The following is a 19549-nucleotide window of genomic DNA, read 5'->3' on the forward strand; positions in this document are numbered from 1 at the left end:
CTATTAATATTCATAAAAACAACTGCCGCCAATAAATTCCCTTAATATAGAGTTTTCAGGAACTCGTTTCATATCTATTTCTTCAAAAAACTTTAAAAAACTTCTTAACTTTTTAGCTTCATAATATACACTGCTTGTGGCTTTAATTTTTGATAATTCAAGAAGTGCATATTTTTTGAGAACACATAATTCATAAACTAACGCAGAATTAAACATAACATCCGCGTCTTCTTGGAATACAAAAATATTTTTTTCTTCTCCTCTTTTTATCGATGGCCACATTTTAAGCGTTCTCTCAGCATCGCAACCGCGAGAAAGATAATCTCTTACTATTCTCCTTATTTTCCTAGCATCTGTGGTTGAAATTCTATTATGGCTATCAAGATTAAGTTGAGTTAACGCACTAATATATATTTTAAATTTCTTTTCTCTTTTAATAGATGGTGTAAGCCTTTCATTAAGTCCATGTATTCCTTCAATTATAATAACGCCATTTAACGGAAGCTTCATTCTTTTATCTTCCCAAACCCTTTCTCCCTTTTTAAAGTCAAAAGTTGGAATTTGAACTTCTTTTCCATCCATTAAATCCTTCAAATTTTTATTGAACAAATCAACATCAAGCGCTTCTATAGCTTCAAAATCATAATCACCATTTTCATCTCTAGGTGTCTTATCCCTATTAACAAAATAATCATCTAAGGATATAGCTATTGGAACTAACCCATTTACTCTTAGCTGAATTCCAAGTCTTCTTGCAAAAGTAGTTTTTCCAGAGGAAGAAGGTCCAGAAATCAAAACTATCCTTGCCTCTTTTTTAGCGTATATCATATCTGCAATATATGCTATTTTTTTCTCATGCAGTGCTTCTGAAACTCGTATTATATCTACAATATCCCCATTTTTAACCTTGTCATTTAGCGCTCCAACATCTCCTACGCCAAGTATTTCTCCCCATTTTTCAGTTTCGTAAAATATCTGAGATAGTTTTTTCTGTTCTACAAATTGTGGCAGTTTATCACTATCCTTTTCTGTTGGAACCATAAGTATAAATCCTGGTTTGTAAAACTTCAAATCAAAATATTTAAGTATACCTGTAGAATATGCCATTGATCCATAAAAATAGTCATACCTTCCATCAAGTGTATACAAGTTTAACTTTTCTATACGAATATACTTAAGAACTCTTACTTTGTCCTGCATACCATAGCCTTCAAATATTTCAATTGCTCTTTTTCTATTAACAGACACTTTTTTTATAGGTATATCTTGTTTAATAATTTCTTTCATTCTATTTTTTATTTTTAAAATATCTTCTTCGTCTAATTCTCCAGCTTTTTTATAAATCTCACCAAATATACCATTTGAAAGCGAGTGCTCTATGGTAATCCTACTTTCAGGAAATAAATCTTGCACAGCCTTTATAAGCACAAATTGAAGCGTTCTTTGATAAACTTTAATTCCTATTGGATTCCTTATATCTATTACATCGAAATCTCCAGAATGATAAAATTTATATGTCAATTCGTGTATATATCCATTTAAGCTTCCCAAAACTACGGGAGACTCCAAATCTAAATTATTTTTTTTTACTACCTCATAAAATTCACTGCCCTTATTTACTTTAACTTCTTTTCCATCTTTTAATTTCACTACTAATTCATCCATAAAAACATCCCCAAACTTATTTTGTCTCTAATTATTATACTTTAAAATAAATAAAAATGTATCACAATATACTAATATTTTTCTCATTTTTTGAAAAAATAAAACTATATAAGTTGTAAAAATTCTAATACATTCTGACTTTTAAAATATCCTAGGGTCGAACCTATTCAGCAGTTATATTTTAGGGGTCACAATGTAAGGGCTTTATTACAACTTATATTAAGAAAGGACTGATTATATGTTTATCGTTATGCTTAGAACAATAATATTATATTTTTTAGTAGTACTTACTATGAGATCAATGGGGAAAAGGCAAATTGGTCAGCTTCAGCCCTTTGAACTTGTTATTGCAATAATGATTTCAGAACTTGCTTCTTTGCCAATGCAGGATACTAGAATTCCTTTACTTCATGGTGTAATCCCCATAATAACCTTACTCATCCTTGAAATAATTTTATCTGTATTACAATTAAAAAGCGAAAAATCCAGATCAATTTTATGTGGTGAACCAACAATACTGATAAACAAAGGAAAAATAGATGTTAAAGCAATGCGTAATCAAAGAATAAATATTAATGACCTTATGGAAGAGCTACGATTAAAAAATTTTTTTAATGTTGAAGATGTTGAGTATGCCATTTTAGAAACAAGTGGGCAATTATCTCTTATACCTAAAACACCACTTTCAGCTCCTACAAAGCAAGATTTAAATATAAAAGCTAAGCAAGAAACTATACCAGTAACTTTAATTTCAGACGGAAAAGTTAATATAAAAAACTTATCCATTATACACAAGGATGCTAATTGGCTTATGAATACTCTCAAAAAAAATGGTATAGCTTCGCCAAAGGAAGTATTCCTTGCACTTTTAGATACTAGTGGTGAATTTTATTATCAAAGATACACAGAAGACAGGAGTGACACTTTATGAAAAATATAATAGTTTCAGTAATTTTATTTGCCGCTATATTTATAATAAGTTTAGTTTCTGTAAATTACTTAAACAAAACTTGTGCCTCAATGTTACTCGTTAACACCCAAATAGAAAACTCAATAAAAAGTAAATCCTGGGAAGATGCAGAAAAGCACTTTAATACCTTTTCTAAACAGTGGGAGGAACATTCTAATTTAACTTCTGTCTTTATACATCACATGGAAATAGACGATATAAGCATGGAACTTGAAAAACTATCACAATCAATAAAATACAAAGATGCAAAAGATGCTATGGAATCCACTCATTCCTTGAGATTTCTTTTGGAACATATAATGGACTTGGAGAAAATTAATGTGCAAAACGTATTCTAAAATTAATGCGAACTAAATCAAGTGAAGGCTCTTAACTTCGCCCTGCTCGTTAAAAAACTAACTTTTTCACTTGTGTGAAAAGTGAAGGGTTTGACGATGCATTGCACGTCAAAGGTTAACTTTTCGGCTAAAGCCGAAAGTTAAGGTTATTTTTCTTCCGCCTTGCTACGGAAAAATTATAAGTTTAAATTAAGGATTTTCCATAGCAAAGCGGAGGAAAATCAACATTTACTTTTTACCAAAGGTAAAACCCTTCACCTTTAACAAGCGTAGCTATGTCAAACCCTTCACTTTTCACATAGTGAAAAAGTTAACCTTTTAACGTGCAAGGCATCGTTAAAAACTTTCACTTGAGTTGCTTCGCAATATTTAAATATTGTAAACCTCATATAATTTGAACACATTGATTTACATTAGAAACTCTCCTAAGTCCCATAGAGAATGTATAATCACTGCTGCCCATATTGATTTAGTTTTTCTAAATACTAAGCCGAATACTAAGCCCAAAATAAATATTCCTATTCCCGTTTCAAACATATATGATACTTTATTTAAATCATGTATCCATCCTGGGAAATGAGCACTAACAAATAATATAGAGGATAAAATATTTGCTTTTCTCTCTGACATAAAACTGCTAAAAGCATTCAAAAACCATCCCCTAAAAAGGCTTTCTTCAAATATTCCAACAGTAAGTACCGTAACAACTAAATCATAAGTTTCTAACTTCATTTGTGCTACTCCATTATGTAATAAAATTATACCTACAATATGATAAAAGATTACTATTAATATTATAGGTACCAGCATTCTACACCTTAATTTATTTGTGAACATTTCTTTTAACTTAATATTTAAATCACAATTATATCTCTTAAGAAGAAATATTGAGAATCCAAGCCACCATACTATTTTTATAAAAACACTTATAGCCTCTTCAACATATTTGTTCATATATAAAGAATCAATATAGTACACCCTAAAAATCCAACCTAGCATAAATACAATATAAGAAATCCATACTACTTTTATAGTTAACTTGCGTTCTTTCATAACTTACCCCTTTTCTCAACTGCTTTTTCTTATTGAAATATATGAGTATTAATTATAAAATAGCACTGTCAATAATTATTATTAGTTGAAAATCATTTTTACTTATGCTATAATTTTTCTAGATAAACAAAGTACAATTTGTAGCGCAGAGTACAGATGACGGAGTACAGATTACAGTGAAGGATGATTTACCTTTCGCTTCTCTCAGGTAAATCTTAAACTTAATGTTGTCAGCTTCGCTGAACGCCATCAATAGCGCAATTGCGTAGCAATAAAAAAATAAGTTTTCAGATTTTTCGCAGTGCTAACGGAGAAAAATCATCCTTCGTTGTACTCTGTACTCTGTACTCCGTACTCTATGTTAAATTGTAATTCATCAGGATAAACTTTATATTGGAAATTTAACTTTTTTCAAAGTATACACATATAAACTAGATAGGAGTGTTATCATGGAAAATAATAAAACAGAAGAAATAATGGATAAACTAACCAAGGTATGCATATGTAAAGCAATATCTAGGGCTAAAATAAAAGAAGCAATCAGAAATGGTGCTAAAACTTTAGAAGAAGTAAAAATAGCAACTGGTGCAACTACAGGGGGCTGCTGCGGCAGAAGATGTTCCTATAAAATACAGGAACTAATTGACAGTGCAAAATAATAGGATATAGCACTAAAAGATTTTTTAGTGCTATATCCTTATTTAAACTGACTTAACTTTAATCACTTTTTATTTTTAAATAAATTTATTATATATTCTGGAAGTAGTATAAAAAAGAACGATATTGCTGCTGATATAATAAATACTATATATAAGAATTCCAATATAGACATATCTTCCATATTAGCTGCTCCTTGTTTATTCATGGTATTAATATATGCATGTACTATAAATTACATTCTTATATTTTATTATCCTTTATTTCCTACTCATTGAGAAATTTTTTAGCGGAAGCTTCATCTTTAAATAAAACTCTTAAATCAGTACCATATTTTTTTTCTAAGTCTTTTCTATTATATTTATAATTCTTGTCCCCTACATCTTCTACATTAAATTGTACAACATCTGCATTTTTTATAAGTGCCAACAATATAACTGCATTTTTCTCCAAAAATTCATCAGGCTTTTTACTTGCCCAAAAACTATCATATTCTCCAACCTTAGAATTGTTATTGGGTTTGTAGTTAATAGTCACTTCATATGGTGAATTCTTAGTTTCCAAGCTAAATCCTGCACTATAAGTATTCCCCGGCAACTTTGATATTATATTGCCTACAGCAGAATTATCACCTATATATGAGTTTTTATATTTTAACAAATCTGATACTTTAACTTGAGATTCATTTTTATCTGATATTTTTGCGAAATTACCATCGCATCCAGCTATAATTAATGATAAAAAAAACATTATTGGTAATAATATTTTAATTTTATTCTTCATATTTTCACTTCCTTTACTATATATGTAATATAAATATACAGTAATTACTCATATATGTCGATATACTTTTACATGGTTATATTAAAAGGTGCTATAACACCAAAAAATATTCGATCACAATTTAAAATTATTGCGAACCAAATCAAGTGAAGGATTTTAATTTCGCCCCGCTCATTAAAAGACTAACTTTTTCACTTACGCGAAAAGTGAAGGGTTTAACGATGCTGTGCACGTTAAAGCCGAAAGTTAAGGTTATTTTTCCTCCGCCTTGCTACGTAAAAATTATAAATTTAAATTAAAGATTTTCCATAGCAAAGCGGAGGAAAATCAACATTTACTTTTTACCGAAGGCAAAATCCTTCACCTTTGACAAGCGTAGCTATGTCAAACCCTTCACTTTTCACATAGTGAAAAAGTTAACCTTTTAACGTGCAAAGCATCGTTAAAAACCTTCACTTGAGTTGCTTCGCAATATTTAAAATTACTGATAAAATAATTTTTAGTGCACCAGCACCTTTTACTTCTACAATTTTAATTATTATTTTTCCACATAGTTTCTAATTTGCTTTATGACCATGTTTATAGTTCCGTCGCCATTTCTTTTTATTTCAAATCTGCTAGCATCATTATACGCTTCTTCATTGATATAAACATCTATGTCCTTATCGATTTTTAATCTTGTTCTTTTCATTTTAGTTTCTACCCATTGTTTGTCAACTTCTATTTTATCTTCTACTCCTTGTTCCTTAACAAACTGAACAAAACTTTCTTTGACTTCTTCGTTTTCACCAAAGACCTCATCGGACAATGTATTTATATCCAAAGCATCTTCCTCTTTAAGCTTTTTCTTTATGGAACTTCTAACTACTTCTGCACCATCTGCATTATCTTTTAAATTTTTTTGAGTCCATTTTTCGGCAGCCTTCACAAAGCTTTTTGTCAAATCTCTTTCACTATTAATTATTGTACATCCCAAATAATCGCTTATAAAATAATTCGAACCATAATTCTCATCATCTTTATTGCTAGGCTGTTTATCAATAACCATTAAATCAAATTTATTTTCCTCCTGCTTAAGCTTTATAAAAGCACACTTTTGTATTCTTTGACCGCTTGCAGGTAAACCTATAAATTGTGGAATTATATTTATTCCAACCTTATCTTCAACCACATCTATTGTATGTGTATAATTTTTTACGTAATCCATTTTAAGTATGGCAAGCATAGGTCCATATTCTGTTGCAATAGATACTACAAGTAAATCACAAGACGGTATACTTCCTTTTGATTTCATTATTGAAAAAAGTCTGGATGCTAAATGCTTTGAAACAGGAATAAGACCATCACTTCCATTTAAATAACCCTGGGCAGATTCATTAGTATCAGTATTTTCAGGGTCAAATACAGCATATTTAAGTTCCTCATCCTTAAGGCATTTTTTTACATGCCTCAATATGTATTCATAGGTCTCATCATTTAAAACTAATCCAATTTCATCAAAAACAACTTCACCAGAATTATTATCCAGTATGTGGATAACCGCTTCATTAATACTTACATCATTTATATATTGCAAACTATCACCACTTTATTATTATTATGTTTTAGTATTTATAATACCTACTTTTCAAGTTATCTATATATAAATCCAAACTTATCTTTTAACAGCCCTTGGATTTTTATGAAAACACAAATCCAAAAACTCCTTATCAGGTATAAAATCAAGCTGCACTTTACTAGCTCCACTATCTATAAATGCAGTATATACTTTTTCATTTGTATCTTTTGCATGAGCTCTTATTAGTTTACTTGGTTTATTATGAAAATCTTTAACTTCATCACTATCCTTTGGTGCTAACAATTGCACTGAAGATATTTGAAAGTTAAGTACTAATTTTCTCTTTACCTTATCTCCTATTGTTATTATATCAATTTCACCATTTGTAAAATCATATTCGTAATCAACATAAATCTTTCTTTTTAGAAATTTTAGGCCGATGTATATTATAACACATAATATAGTTAATATGATTCCCAATATTCCCAATATTGCTGTAAAAATAAAATATACAAATGCCAGCACTATTGACACCTTCATCACAAATTTTACTACTTTGTAAATTGTAGTATTCTCTGCTTTTACAAATTGCTCATAAAAATTATCTTGCATGTTTTACCCACCCCATTCTTTTTTGCAAACTATAGCTTAATCAATGTAATTATAACATACAAAGTTATATTCTTAAAACGTTTTAATTTATAATTTATACACAATATTCTTATTAAATATATGTTATAATACATAAAAGAGGTGATAGGCTTGAATGAAATTGAAACAAGAATTATAGATATAAATATTGATGCTATAAGAAATAAAATGGTTGAACTAAAATTAAAAGTAGTAAAAAAAGAAAATCAAATAAATGATATATATGATTTTGAAGATAGAAGATTATTAAACAATAAAGGTTATGCTAGAATAAGAACTATAGAAAGCCTACTAGATAACAAAACTTATTACTATATGACTGTAAAAAAATTACTAAGCCAAGAAAAATATAAAGTTATGGATGAACGTGAAACAATAATAAGTTCTGGCAGCGAAGGTAAAAGAATATTTGAGGCTCTTGGACTTATAAATGTCAGTTCAATAAAAAAATATAGAGAAAGCTATAAGTTTAAAAATTCGCTTATTGAAATAGATATAAACGATACATCCTTCTGCCCTTTTCCTTACATAGAAATCGAAACCTCTAATGAAGATGAATTAAAAGAGATTGTGGAGTTCTTAGGATATACTATGAAAGATACAACTTCTAAAACTATATATGAAATACTAAATGATAAGGGAGTTAAAGGTCTATAAATGTTTGGTTATGTTACACCCTTAAAACCTGAATTAAAAATAAAAGATTATGAAAAATTTAAAGCTTACTACTGCGGTCTATGTGTTTCTTTAAAAAAGAATTACGGTAATATACCTAGGCTTATTTTAAACTATGACATGACTTTTCTTGCTGTGCTTCTTGACTCAATAGATGACAAACCTTGCACGCTTAAACAAGGACGCTGCATTGCTCATCCTCTACAGAAAAAACATTTTATAGTTGAAAACACAGCTGTTGATTATGCAGCTTTTTGTAATATTTCACTGGTATATTATAAATTACTGGATGATGCTGAGGATGATAAAAACACTGCAAGCAAGCTTAAATCAATTTTGCTAAAAACTTATTTTAATAAATTTCCAAAAGAACTTAAAACTAATACAAATTATATAAAAGAAAGCTTATTAAAGCTTCATAAATTGGAAAATACTAATTCTCGGTTAAGTATAGATGAATTATCTCATCCTTTTTCCGATTTAACTGGATTTATTATTTCTTCCTACACAAAAAATGAAAATCTTAAAGACATACTTTATAATATAGGTTATAATCTAGGAAAATGGATTTATATTATAGATGCATATGATGATTTAAAGAACGATATGGAAAAAGGAAAATTTAACGCCATAAATTCTTCTATGAATATAGATAATCTACCTTATGAAGATTTTTCAAAAACTATATCACATAAAATAAGTTTTATACTTACCTTATGTGGTAGAAATTGCTTTGATTACTTAAATAATCTTCCTATGAAAACAAATGTAGATATTCTATACAATATACTTCAATATGGCCTACTTGATAAAATGAAAAAATTAAATTTATAATGCTATTAGGGATAAACCGCTTGAAACTTCAAAATTAATTTGTATCAAAATGCCGTCTTCTTGGCATTTTGATGCAAATTGATTTTGGTAGTTGAAACGGTTTATCTATAGTAAAGGAGTGTAAAATTATGAGAAACCCATACGAAGTTCTTGGAGTAAATGAAGGTGCAAGCCAAGATGAAATAAAAAAAGCTTATAGGGAACTTGCTAAAAAATATCATCCTGATCAATATGGAGATAATCCTTTAAAAGATTTAGCAGAACAAAAAATGCGTGAAATAAACGAAGCCTATGATTATCTCACCAAAAATGCAAATTCAAATACATATTCTAGTTATTCTCAAAGCGATAGTTCAAATTATACTTCTACTGATTATAATTCTATAAGAAGTGATTTAAATAGAGGAGACATAAATTCTGCAGAATCTAAATTAAATAGTATAAGAACACGAGATGCTGAATGGTTTTTCTTAATGGGAAATGTTTGTTTGAAAAAAGGCTGGTATGATAATGCTTATAATTACCTACAAAATGCATGCAACCTAAATCCAACAAATCCTGAGTATAGAAATGCTTTCGAAAATTTAGCTAGAATGAATAATTCATATAGAAGACCATATAATAACCGTGGTTATAATGATAGAGATGACCTTTGCAATTTATGTATAAGCTTATGGTGTGCAGAAAATATATGTGACTGCCTTGGCGGCGGAATGGGCGGAGGATGCTAATACTAGGACAGAGTACAAATTACAGAGTACAGAGTACAATGAAGGATGATTTTCTTCCGCTTGCTACAGAAAATCTTATAACTTATTTTTGATTGCTTACGCAATCGCATCATTACTGTTGTTAGCAAAGCTAACAACAGTTAAGTTTAAGATTTACCTGACGTAAGGAAAGGTAAATCACCCTTCACTGTACTCTGTACTCCGTACTCTGAATAAAAAGGGGGATTTTTTAATGAATACCACCAAAAATTTAACTAGAAGCAGCTTTTATACAGCACTTTCAGTTTTATTAATTTATTTATCTTCAATACTTCCAATAAATAAGCTATATATTTTAGCAATTGCTTGCTGCATTATTCCAATTTCAATTCTGACAACTGGTGTTAAAAATTCAATTTTAGTTTACGCTGCTTCATCAATACTAAGCTTTCTATTGTTAGGGATAAGAATTAATGTATTTTCATACATAATTCTATTTGGAACTTACGGCTTTGTAAAATTATATATTGAAAAACTTAGGAAGTTATATTTAGAAATTTTTTTAAAACTTCTTTTTTATAATGCCGCAATTTTTATAATATTTTTAATATACAAAACCTTATTCTTTAATACAAGTAATATTAAATTACCACTTTACATTATTATACTAATTTCAGAGCCAATATTTCTTTTATGCGATTATGTTATAACTTTGTTTATTTCATATATCGATAGACGTTTTATTAAAAATTTAAAATAAATATATTGACACAATAAAAAAAAATGGTATAATAATATTTGTTGTTGCTAGTCAATGACAAGCTTAATGCCCTATAGCCAAATTGGTAAGGCACCTGACTCTGGATCAGGCATTCTGTAGGTTCGAGTCCTGCTAGGGCAGCCAAAAAGTTTCAAGTTTATCTTGAAACTTTTTTTAAATTATCTTGACAATATGCAATGTGTAATTTATAATTACTAGATACTACAATAAAATATTTTACAGCATAGAACAAGAGTAGTAATATGCAATCATTTTTAGAGAGCTGTTGCGTGGTGAAAAACAGTAATGATAAATATGAACTTGCTTGGGAGCTTATTTGTTAAAAGCAAATACGGGATAACCGTTAAATTTTTAAGTGAGGTATTTTCCTAATTTGAGTGGTACCGCGGAAGTTAAGCTTTCGTCTCATAATGAGATGAAGGCTTTTTTGTATTATATAAAGTTCAAATATATTTATGGAGGTCAAAACTAAAATGAGTAATTACAGTACAAAAATCGATGAAAAATGGCAAAAAAAATGGGAAGAAACTAACCTTTATAAGTTTGATAAAAACAATGAGGGTGAAAAATTATACGTACTTGAAATGTTCTCCTACCCTTCTGGAGCAAAACTCCATGCTGGACACTGGTTTAATTATGGTCCTGTTGATTCTTGGGCAAGATTTAAGAGAATGAGAGGATATAATGTATTCCAACCAATGGGTTTCGACGCTTTTGGTCTTCCTGCTGAAAACTATGCTATAAAGACTGGAATCCATCCAAAAGATTCAACTTTAAAAAACATTGACACTATGGAAAAACAACTTAAGGCAATGGGAGCTATGTTTAACTGGGATAACGAGGTAGTTACTTGCATGCCTGATTACTACAAATGGACTCAATGGCTATTCCTTAAACTTTATGAAAAAGGTTTAGCTTATAGAAAAAAAGCTCCTGTAAATTGGTGCCCTAGCTGTAATACAGTTCTTGCAAATGAGCAAGTTGTTGATGGCTGCTGTGAAAGATGCAATTCTGAAGTTATAAAAAAAGACTTAACTCAATGGTTCTTTAAAATTACAGATTATGCTGATGAATTGTTAGAGAAACTTGATGATCTTGATTGGCCAGCAAAAACAAAAGCTATGCAAAAGCATTGGATAGGAAAATCCAAAGGTGCTGAAGTTACTTTTGAAGTGTGTGACAGCGATGTAACCTTTGATGTATTTACTACAAGAGTTGATACTTTATTTGGAGTAACTTATGTAGTTCTTGCCCCAGAAAGTCCTCTTGCAGAAGAATTAACAAAATCTGAGTTCAAAGAAGCTGTAGAAGAATATAAACTTCAATCACAAAAACAATCTGAAATAGAAAGACAATCAATTACAAGGGAAAAAACAGGCGTATTTACTGGGTCTTATGCAATAAACCCTGTTAACGGTAAAAAAGTTCCAATTTGGATTGCCGATTATGTAATATACAGCTATGGTACTGGTGCTGTTATGGCTGTTCCTGCTCATGATGATAGAGATTTCGCATTTGCTACTAAATATGAACTTCCTATAATAAGAGTTATTGAAGGCGGAGAAAATCTTCCTTATACTGAGTATGGAAAACTTGTAAACAGTGAAGATTTTAATGGATTAAGTGGAAAGGAAGCTAAAGAAGCTATAGTTGCTAAGCTTGAAAAAGAAAAACTAGGCAAATGGAAAGTAAACTTTAGACTTCGTGATTGGCTTGTATCAAGACAAAGATATTGGGGTGCTCCTATTCCTGTTGTTTACTGTGAACATTGTGGAATAGTTCCAGTGCCTGAAGACCAGCTTCCTGTTGAACTTCCTTATGACGTTGAATTTGCACCAGATGGAAAATCACCACTAGCAAAATCAGAAGCTTTCATGAACACTACATGCCCAAAATGCGGTGGTCATGCAACAAGAGAGGCAGATACTCTCGATACCTTTGTATGTTCATCTTGGTACTATTTAAGATATCCTGATAACAAAAACAGTGAAAAGGCATTTGATAAAGCTTTAATAAATGAAATGCTTCCAGTAGATAAATATGTAGGTGGACCAGAACATGCTTGCATGCATCTTTTATATGCTAGATTTATGACAAAAGCTTTAAGAGATATGGGTTATTTAAACTTTGATGAACCATTCCTATCATTAAGACACCAAGGCTTAATTCTTGGTCCAGATGGTTTAAAAATGAGTAAATCAAAGGGAAATACAATTTCTCCAGATGATTATATATCTGAGTATGGAGCAGATGTATTTAGAATGTATCTAATGTTTGGTTTTGATTATACAGAAGGCGGAGCTTGGAGCGATGATGGAATAAAATCAATATCAAAATTTGTTGATAGAGTTGAAAGAGTTTTAGCTTCCTGCAATGATGAAATCAAAAACTCAAGCAATTCAAAAACAGAAATGAGTGCTTCAGAAAAAGAACTTAATTTTGTAAGGCATCATTCTATAAAAGCTGTAACCGAAGACATGGAGAAATTCCAATTTAACACTTGTATTGCTAGAATAATGGAATTTACAAATGCATTATCAAAATATTTAAATGAAAGCAACAAAAATTCTACTTTCTTAAAAGAAGTTGTTGTTGACTTTATAAAATTACTTGCACCTTTTGCTCCTCACTTTAGTGAAGAAGAGTGGAATGCTATAGGTATGAATTATTCTGTATTTAATGAAGGATGGCCTAAATTTGATGCAGCTGCATTAGTTAAAGACGAAGTTGAAATAGCTGTTCAGCTAAATGGTAAAATTAAAACAAGAATAATGATACCAAGTAATTTATCACAAGAAGAAATCCAAAATGCAGCCTTAAATGACGAAAATGTGAAAACTGCTATTGCTGATAAAACAGTTGTTAAAGTCATTGTTATAAAGGGCAGACTAGTAAACGTAGTAGTTAAATAATTATAATGTTTTAAATAAAATTTTATAAATCTTAGGTAAAAACTTTAAAGACCATTGATGTTTCAATAACTTGCTGAAACATCAATGGTCTTTAAAGTTTTTCATTTAATATTTTGTGATACTCTTACCCATCATTATTTTAATTAAACGTTCCTGATTTTCCTCCGCCTTCAATTATAACATTTGGTTCAATATGTAGTTCGGAGCTTTTTATTAAATTAGGTTTACGAACTTTATACTTGTTTTCATAATCATCTTCTATATTAAATATGTCTATCCCCTTTTTCTTATACTTGTCAAATATTTTTTTTGAATTATTAATAAGATTTTTTTCTGCATTTTCTTGTATTTTTTCTATAGTTTTTTCATCAAGATTTATATAATTTTGACTTTCAGCTATACTTGTTTTAACATCCATTTTTTTGTTTACTTCAACTTTATTTTTATAAGGTACAACATCCGTTTTAGTTTTGCTTTTTAATATATCAAGTGAAATAAAAGCATTTTTAGATGTTGGATCTAAAACCTCCATTGAACCAGCCTGCACCTTTCCAATCATAAAATTATAAGCTTGAGTTTCTGATTTATCAATATTGTCAACCATTTTATCGTTTTTAAACACCGCGCCGCCATTAAGTTCAATTGAATTTTTATTTTTAGTTTTATCAACAGTTATTGCAGTCATTACATTAACTCTATCTGGCTCTGTTCTAGTATTTAAAAAATCCCTATATTGAAGCCTTATTGCTCTTGATGCCTGCCCTTCATTGTTCATTAAATCATTTAACAAAAACCCAACATAATCCTCTTCTTTAAAACCACCTTGAAGCAAATCTTGTATGTTACCTAAATAAACTGCAACATATGGTTTTAAATAAAATTCATGATTTCTTCTCTCAATATCTATAAATTCCTTTACACCCGCTCTAGCAGCTTTTTCTGAAAATATGATAGCTTTGTTTTGAGTATAATTTATCTTATAGCTAGATCTCAAATTTATATCTTTTATAGCTTCAAATGCTGTTTTACCATTACCTTTAAAAATCAATCTTTGTGCCTTCTCAGTTCCTTTTGAAATGGTTCTTTGAGACATAAAAGCTTCCAAATACACATCAATACTATTATCAGGCTCAATATCATAAACTATTGCGGTTACAAACAATATCTTATCTAAATCAGCATAATTAAAGCAACCTGTAAATGTAGCCATATAAATTAGCATTAAAAATATTGCTGCAATTTTTTTTTTCATTTTCCGTCACCACCCTTTAAACTGTCACCATATATATTATCAAGATCCCCCCTTAAAATTTCATCATTGCTTTTAACTCTTCTAGGTGTTCCAATTGGGAAAATATAAGGATAGTCTATTGATTTTAATGATCCAAGATGTGCAATAAGCACACAAACCCCAATATAAAAACCAGGTAAACCGCAAAATGCAGCAAATAAAACCATTATTGGTGACCAAATTGCAATAGCCCCATATAACTTAGGAACTAAAAATGATGATATAGAACTAAGTGCAACAATTATTATTGTAATTTCAGAAGCTAATCCGGCACCAACTGCTGATTCTCCTAAAATTAATCCTCCTATTATGCCTATCGCCTGACCAACTGGCTGTGGAAGTCTTATTCCAGCTTCCCTCAAAACTTGAAAGGAAAACATCATAATATAAAGTTCTATTACAGTTGGGAAAGGGATTCCAGCTCTTGACAGCGAAAGTCTAAAAATAAACGTAGATGGGATTACAGCAAAATTATATGTTGTTATAGCTATATATAAAGCCGGTGCAAACATTGCTATAAAAAAAGCTATCCATCTTACAATTCTTGAAAAATTAACAAAATATTTATTTAAATAATAATCATCTGCAGCTTGAAAATTTTCATAAAAAAAATATGGAGCTGTAACTACAAATGGTGTTCCATCAACTATTACACCTACTTTTCCACTCAAAATCTCATTTGCAACTACATCTGCTTTTTCACTATATCCAACAGTATCAAATACAGTTTTCTTATTTTTCAGCTTATCTTCTATATAATTGCTCTCAAGTAAGTATTCAACATTGATTTGTTTTACTTTACTTTTTACAATATTAACAAGCCTTTCTGGTGCAATTCCCTTCAAATATGCTACAACAACTACAGTTTGTGATTTTTCACCTAAATAAACACTTTCAAATTTCAAATTTTCATTTTTTATTTTTCTACGTATAAGAGATATATTATCTACAAAGGCCTCAGTAAATCCTTCCCTTGGTCCCTTAATTACGCCTTCAGTTATTGGTATACCTACAGATCTTCTTACAAATCCTTTTGCTTCACAAAACATCATTTTCTCAAAAAAATCTGCTACTATTACCACATCTCCAGATAGTATATGAAGTGCAGCATCTGTCCTATCCTTAACATCGCCTATAGAAAATGCAAAAAGTGAATTGTTTTTTAAATCAGATATTCCTTTAATATGATTTTTATTTAAAAGTATAGGTGCAACTATATATTCACTTATAAATTTCGAATCACATAAATTATCGATAAAAATCATATTTATTGTTCCATTTTCACATTCTACAACTCTATACTTTACATCTACATTTCCTTTAAACTTTTCTTTTATAAAATTTAAATTTTCTTCATTCATATCGACCACCCAAGATTATTATTTTCTAAATAATTGAATAATATTCACAGTGTTTGAAAATAATAAGAGCATATATTTTAGCTGAAGGGGAAGTCGCAATTATGAGAAATATTAATAAAAATCATTTAATCTTTATAGTTATAGGAACAGCATTGATATCTATGCAAACATATCCTACCTTATTAACTTCAATTGCCGAAAGAGATGCCTGGATAGTTCTCATTTTTTCATCGATACTACTATTGTTATTTTCATTATTGCCAATAAAAGCTTTTTCATTTTCTGAAGAAACAGATTTAAAAACAATATACTGCTCATCACTTGGTAAAATTTTAGGAACACTTTTCTTATTTTTATTTTACATAACCCTAGTTTTAACTTTAATTGAAGGTGCCTCAGTAATAACCAATATTTTGCACATAAATATACTACTTGAAACACCCCAGTGGTATTTGCTATTGTTTTTTATACTTCCAGCCTTGTATACAGTCTCTAAAGGTGAGAATTCCATATTTGCTATAACCTTTATAGGTATAACTTTACTTTTAATATCCGATATAGATTTAGCTTTACTTTTATTAAAATATAGAAATATAAAATATATTCTTCCCATATTAAAAAATGGAATAAATCAAAATTTTATTGTATGCATTTTTAAAGGTTTAGCTTTATATTCAGGATTTGGCATACTATTTCCAATTATGTTTAAAGTAAAATACAAAAAAAAATTAGCTAAACCTATTGTTATAGGATTAGCTATAGTTATAGCAGTACAATTAATAGCAATTTCAGGACTTGAAATGTGTTTCTCTTCAAAATATTTAAATAGCATCTATTATCCACGACTTGTACAAAGTCAACTTATCAATTACTTTGACTTTATAGAAAGTGGCGAAATATATACTTTACTACAAATAGTGGGTGGTTGGTTTATTAAATACATACTGGCCTTCTATTCACTCAATATACTTTCAAAGCAATTAAAAATAACTTATAAATATAATAGCTATATAATCAGCCTAATTGTATTTTTAGCTTCATTATTTTTAAGCCAAAAAACCATAATTCTATTTAAAGTTTTGAATTATTACACCTACATTGCCTTTGCAAATTTTATAGTTATTCCTGCTGTAATATTTTCAGTATATATTTTAAAATCAGAAGTACAAAACAAGAATTCACATAAAAACAAAGAAATAGAGAAGAATATATAGATATTCTTCTCTATTCTTTTATTTTTCTTTTCCTAGCAAGTTCTCAGTAACTTCAAACAAGTTGTTTAATTCCAAGACTTCCCCTTTTTCAATAAGCACATTGAGTTTAATTCTACATCTTGCTGCATCTGAAATCTGCCCAAGCGATATTAGTGAAGCAATATTATCCAGTATATTTGAAATTAAACTGGACTTTACTTCAAATAACTTTTGTGCATCCATAATTTCATCCTTAATTTCTAGCATTTGCTCATCAAGCTGAAATGCTGTATCTGCAGCTGCTTGAAGCTTCTTCTTAATATCTTCTGGAATATCCTTTTTATACTTATAATTTAATGAATGTTCTATAGTTGCCCAAAAATTCATAGCTAAGGTTCTTATCTGTAATTCAGCAAGTATTTCCTTAGGTCCCTCTGCCATATTAACAGTATATTTAACTATTACATGATAACTTCTATACCCACTTTTTTTAACATTTTGTACATAATCTTTTTCGTACATTATTTCCATATCTTTTCTGTTTCTTATAATACTAACGACTTTAGTAATATCCGAAACAAATTGACACATAACTCTAATCCCCGCTATATCCTCCATTTGTTCACCAATTTTATCAATGTGAATATTGCATTTATTTGCCTTTTCCAATATACTTGAAACTTCTTTTACTCTCCCAGTAACGAATTCTATTGGTGAATATTCATTTCTTTTTCTATACTCTTTTCTTATACTTTTCAATTTAATTTTAATCTCTTCAACCGCTTGTTCATAAGGTATCAGAAATGTTTTCCATTCAACTTTTGCCATTTAACTTCTCCTTTTTTAAAGAGGTAATATAGAAATTTTTATTATTTTTAACTCCAATAATATATTATAGCACATAAAAAATTTTTTCAATGTAAACTGTAAATCTCTTTGTTACTTTTTAATATTCCTTAACCTAATTATTTAAGGCATACTAAATAAAACTATGTTTTTTAAACTGTTTTTGATATAATGATAATATTGAATTCTTTGATCTTATGATAGAGGTGATTTCTTGGAAAATAAAAATGACGAATTAGCTTATTTATACGATAAAACCGTAACTTGCCCTGTATGCGAAAGTACCTTCAAAGTACGTGCTGTAAAAAAATCTTCATATAGAATATTAGGGCAAGATACTGATTTTTTTATTGAATACGGAAAAATAAATCCATATTTCTATGATATATGGATGTGTAATACTTGTGGTTATACGGCAATGAAACATGATTTCCCTAAAATACGTGAATCTGAAAAAGAATTAGTTATAAGTAAAATTTCTAGCAAATGGCATCCTAAAAGTTATCCTAACATATACAATGTAAATATTGCTATAGAGCGTTTTAAACTTTCACTTTTAAATTACACTGCAATTAATGCTTCGAGCAGTAAAAAGGGAATGAATTGCTTAAAACTCGCCTGGATGTATAGACTAACAGGAAATAAACAACTTGAATTATCTTTTTTAAAAAACGCCCTAGAATCTTTTACCGAAGCATATACCTCTGAATCTTTTCCAATGTACGGATTATCAAGGTTTGCTATGCTTTATTTAATTGGCGAACTTAATAGAAGACTTGGAAATAATGAAGAAGCTTTGATCTGGTTCGGACAAGTTATAGGCGAAACAAATGCAGATCAAAAACTAAAAAACAAAGCAAGAGAGCAAAAAGATTTAATAAGAGCCTTACAAAAAGGAAATGTTGAAGAAACCTTACTTGAAAATGACGACGACAAAAAGAAAGGTATTTTTTCAAAGTTTTTTTAAGTTATAAAATAATTGTATATTGTGAAACAAAGCTGTAGTGGATTAATCAAAGAACCTTTGGTAGGTGTAGAAAAAAATAATGTTAGGGAATAGTGGCGAAAAAATTTCTAAAATAAAATTGCATAAAACTTAGTGGGAAATTTTTTTAAGCTTTAGAGCTTTAGATTGTCTGAGCTAATCTTTGCGAGTTATCGAAAGCTCTTAAGCTTTAAAAAATTTGCCGCTTAGTTTTACTAATTTTATTTAGGATTTTGAGCCGCTATTCACTAATATTATTTTTCTACACCTGCCAAAGGTTCTTTGA

Annotated in this window: 19 protein-coding genes, 1 tRNA gene and 1 other annotated feature; of the genes, 11 read left to right on the forward strand and 9 right to left on the reverse strand. The window is 29.4% G+C overall.

What is annotated here, in order from left to right; translation table 11 throughout:
• Positions 1 to 3: 3 nt before the first annotated feature.
• Positions 4 to 1665 (reverse strand): nucleoside kinase, encoded by a 1662-nt coding sequence (locus tag CUEA01_RS15660; protein WP_234122619.1) that lies wholly within the window; start codon positions 1663 to 1665, stop codon positions 4 to 6.
• 238 nt (positions 1666 to 1903) lie between these two features.
• Here CUEA01_RS15660 and CUEA01_RS15665 point away from each other — a divergent pair, with 238 nt between their 5' ends.
• A complete protein-coding gene (locus CUEA01_RS15665) occupies positions 1904 to 2596 on the forward strand; it encodes a YetF domain-containing protein (RefSeq protein WP_234122620.1) in 693 nt (230 codons plus the stop codon).
• Positions 2593 to 2973, forward strand: a complete 381-nt coding sequence (locus CUEA01_RS15670; protein ID WP_234122621.1) for a DUF4363 family protein — start codon at positions 2593 to 2595, stop codon at positions 2971 to 2973. Before CUEA01_RS15665 ends, CUEA01_RS15670 begins: the two co-directional genes overlap by 4 nt.
• 408 nt (positions 2974 to 3381) lie before the next feature.
• On the opposite strand, the gene CUEA01_RS15675 is transcribed toward CUEA01_RS15670, so the two are convergent.
• Positions 3382 to 4026 (reverse strand): CPBP family intramembrane glutamic endopeptidase, encoded by a 645-nt coding sequence (locus tag CUEA01_RS15675; RefSeq protein WP_234122622.1) that lies wholly within the window; start codon positions 4024 to 4026, stop codon positions 3382 to 3384.
• A gap of 449 nt (positions 4027 to 4475) precedes the next feature.
• Here CUEA01_RS15675 and CUEA01_RS15680 point away from each other — a divergent pair, with 449 nt between their 5' ends.
• Positions 4476 to 4685, forward strand: a complete 210-nt coding sequence (locus CUEA01_RS15680) for a (2Fe-2S)-binding protein (RefSeq protein WP_234122623.1) — start codon at positions 4476 to 4478, stop codon at positions 4683 to 4685.
• A gap of 62 nt (positions 4686 to 4747) precedes the next feature.
• On the opposite strand, the gene CUEA01_RS15685 is transcribed toward CUEA01_RS15680, so the two are convergent.
• From CUEA01_RS15685 to CUEA01_RS15700, 4 genes are all read right to left on the reverse strand, one after another.
• Entirely contained in the window at positions 4748 to 4891 is a 144-nt protein-coding gene (locus CUEA01_RS15685) for a hypothetical protein (RefSeq protein WP_234122624.1), read from the reverse strand.
• A gap of 59 nt (positions 4892 to 4950) precedes the next feature.
• Positions 4951 to 5466 carry a DUF4825 domain-containing protein gene (locus CUEA01_RS15690; RefSeq protein WP_234122625.1) on the reverse strand — a complete coding sequence of 172 codons (516 nt, stop codon included), beginning with the start codon at positions 5464 to 5466 and terminating at the stop codon, positions 4951 to 4953.
• A gap of 538 nt (positions 5467 to 6004) precedes the next feature.
• Positions 6005 to 7042: a nucleoid-associated protein gene (locus tag CUEA01_RS15695; protein WP_234122626.1), complete on the reverse strand. Its 1038-nt coding sequence runs from the start codon at positions 7040 to 7042 to the stop codon at positions 6005 to 6007.
• 78 nt (positions 7043 to 7120) lie between these two features.
• Positions 7121 to 7636, reverse strand: a complete 516-nt coding sequence (locus CUEA01_RS15700; protein ID WP_234122627.1) for a DUF6106 family protein — start codon at positions 7634 to 7636, stop codon at positions 7121 to 7123.
• A gap of 150 nt (positions 7637 to 7786) precedes the next feature.
• On the opposite strand from CUEA01_RS15700, the gene CUEA01_RS15705 reads away from it, so the two are divergent.
• The 6 genes from CUEA01_RS15705 to leuS all read left to right on the forward strand — a co-directional run bounded on the left by CUEA01_RS15705 (position 7787) and on the right by leuS (position 13587).
• Entirely contained in the window at positions 7787 to 8332 is a 546-nt protein-coding gene (locus tag CUEA01_RS15705; RefSeq protein ID WP_234122628.1) for a class IV adenylate cyclase, read from the forward strand.
• Complete coding sequence (locus CUEA01_RS15710) at positions 8333 to 9184, forward strand: DUF5685 family protein (protein ID WP_234122629.1); 852 nt, start codon at positions 8333 to 8335, stop codon at positions 9182 to 9184.
• Between the two features lie 128 nt (positions 9185 to 9312).
• A complete protein-coding gene (locus CUEA01_RS15715) occupies positions 9313 to 9915 on the forward strand; it encodes a J domain-containing protein (protein ID WP_234122630.1) in 603 nt (200 codons plus the stop codon).
• Positions 9916 to 10147: 232 nt separating this feature from the next.
• Positions 10148 to 10654, forward strand: coding sequence for a hypothetical protein (locus CUEA01_RS15720; protein WP_234122631.1), 507 nt, complete (start codon positions 10148 to 10150; stop codon positions 10652 to 10654).
• A 67-nt stretch (positions 10655 to 10721) separates the two neighbouring features.
• Positions 10722 to 10798 (forward strand) — tRNA-Gln (locus CUEA01_RS15725).
• 92 nt (positions 10799 to 10890) lie between these two features.
• Positions 10891 to 11086: a binding site (T-box leader), on the forward strand.
• Positions 11087 to 11148: 62 nt separating this feature from the next.
• Positions 11149 to 13587, forward strand: a complete 2439-nt coding sequence (gene leuS / locus CUEA01_RS15730; protein WP_234122632.1) for a leucine--tRNA ligase — start codon at positions 11149 to 11151, stop codon at positions 13585 to 13587.
• 139 nt (positions 13588 to 13726) lie between these two features.
• Here the strand turns inward: leuS and CUEA01_RS15735 are convergent, their stop codons facing one another.
• Together CUEA01_RS15735 and CUEA01_RS15740 are read right to left on the reverse strand one after the other, a co-directional pair.
• Positions 13727 to 14839: a Ger(x)C family spore germination protein gene (locus CUEA01_RS15735; protein ID WP_234122633.1), complete on the reverse strand. Its 1113-nt coding sequence runs from the start codon at positions 14837 to 14839 to the stop codon at positions 13727 to 13729.
• Positions 14836 to 16239 (reverse strand): spore germination protein, encoded by a 1404-nt coding sequence (locus tag CUEA01_RS15740; protein ID WP_234122634.1) that lies wholly within the window; start codon positions 16237 to 16239, stop codon positions 14836 to 14838. Before CUEA01_RS15740 ends, CUEA01_RS15735 begins: the two co-directional genes overlap by 4 nt.
• Positions 16240 to 16340: 101 nt before the next feature.
• Between CUEA01_RS15740 and CUEA01_RS15745 the strand changes: the two genes are divergently transcribed.
• A complete protein-coding gene (locus CUEA01_RS15745) occupies positions 16341 to 17453 on the forward strand; it encodes an endospore germination permease (protein WP_234122635.1) in 1113 nt (370 codons plus the stop codon).
• Between the two features lie 18 nt (positions 17454 to 17471).
• On the opposite strand, the gene CUEA01_RS15750 is transcribed toward CUEA01_RS15745, so the two are convergent.
• Positions 17472 to 18260: a GTP pyrophosphokinase gene (locus CUEA01_RS15750; RefSeq protein ID WP_234122636.1), complete on the reverse strand. Its 789-nt coding sequence runs from the start codon at positions 18258 to 18260 to the stop codon at positions 17472 to 17474.
• A 232-nt stretch (positions 18261 to 18492) separates the two neighbouring features.
• Here CUEA01_RS15750 and CUEA01_RS15755 point away from each other — a divergent pair, with 232 nt between their 5' ends.
• On the forward strand, positions 18493 to 19245 hold the full coding sequence (locus tag CUEA01_RS15755) for a DUF2225 domain-containing protein (RefSeq protein ID WP_234122637.1): 753 nt from the start codon (positions 18493 to 18495) through the stop codon (positions 19243 to 19245).
• Positions 19246 to 19549: the final 304 nt, after the last annotated feature.

This window comes from Clostridium hydrogenum, from assembly GCF_021432385.1.
Taxonomy (GTDB): domain Bacteria; phylum Bacillota; class Clostridia; order Clostridiales; family Clostridiaceae; genus Clostridium_S; species Clostridium_S hydrogenum.

Excerpts from the sequence above, each read along its gene's own strand:
- CUEA01_RS15660 (WP_234122619.1), bottom strand. The coding sequence starts at position 1,665 with ATGGATGAATTAGTAGTGAAATTAAAAGATGGAAAAGAAGTTAAAGTA.
- CUEA01_RS15665 (WP_234122620.1), top strand. The coding sequence starts at position 1,904 with ATGTTTATCGTTATGCTTAGAACAATAATATTATATTTTTTAGTAGTA.
- CUEA01_RS15670 (WP_234122621.1), top strand. The coding sequence starts at position 2,593 with ATGAAAAATATAATAGTTTCAGTAATTTTATTTGCCGCTATATTTATA.
- CUEA01_RS15675 (WP_234122622.1), bottom strand. The coding sequence starts at position 4,026 with ATGAAAGAACGCAAGTTAACTATAAAAGTAGTATGGATTTCTTATATT.
- CUEA01_RS15680 (WP_234122623.1), top strand. The coding sequence starts at position 4,476 with ATGGAAAATAATAAAACAGAAGAAATAATGGATAAACTAACCAAGGTA.
- CUEA01_RS15685 (WP_234122624.1), bottom strand. The coding sequence starts at position 4,891 with ATGAATAAACAAGGAGCAGCTAATATGGAAGATATGTCTATATTGGAA.
- CUEA01_RS15690 (WP_234122625.1), bottom strand. The coding sequence starts at position 5,466 with ATGAAGAATAAAATTAAAATATTATTACCAATAATGTTTTTTTTATCA.
- CUEA01_RS15700 (WP_234122627.1), bottom strand. The coding sequence starts at position 7,636 with ATGCAAGATAATTTTTATGAGCAATTTGTAAAAGCAGAGAATACTACA.
- CUEA01_RS15710 (WP_234122629.1), top strand. The coding sequence starts at position 8,333 with ATGTTTGGTTATGTTACACCCTTAAAACCTGAATTAAAAATAAAAGAT.
- CUEA01_RS15715 (WP_234122630.1), top strand. The coding sequence starts at position 9,313 with ATGAGAAACCCATACGAAGTTCTTGGAGTAAATGAAGGTGCAAGCCAA.
- CUEA01_RS15720 (WP_234122631.1), top strand. The coding sequence starts at position 10,148 with ATGAATACCACCAAAAATTTAACTAGAAGCAGCTTTTATACAGCACTT.
- leuS (WP_234122632.1), top strand. The coding sequence starts at position 11,149 with ATGAGTAATTACAGTACAAAAATCGATGAAAAATGGCAAAAAAAATGG.
- CUEA01_RS15735 (WP_234122633.1), bottom strand. The coding sequence starts at position 14,839 with ATGAAAAAAAAAATTGCAGCAATATTTTTAATGCTAATTTATATGGCT.
- CUEA01_RS15740 (WP_234122634.1), bottom strand. The coding sequence starts at position 16,239 with ATGAATGAAGAAAATTTAAATTTTATAAAAGAAAAGTTTAAAGGAAAT.
- CUEA01_RS15745 (WP_234122635.1), top strand. The coding sequence starts at position 16,341 with ATGAGAAATATTAATAAAAATCATTTAATCTTTATAGTTATAGGAACA.
- CUEA01_RS15750 (WP_234122636.1), bottom strand. The coding sequence starts at position 18,260 with ATGGCAAAAGTTGAATGGAAAACATTTCTGATACCTTATGAACAAGCG.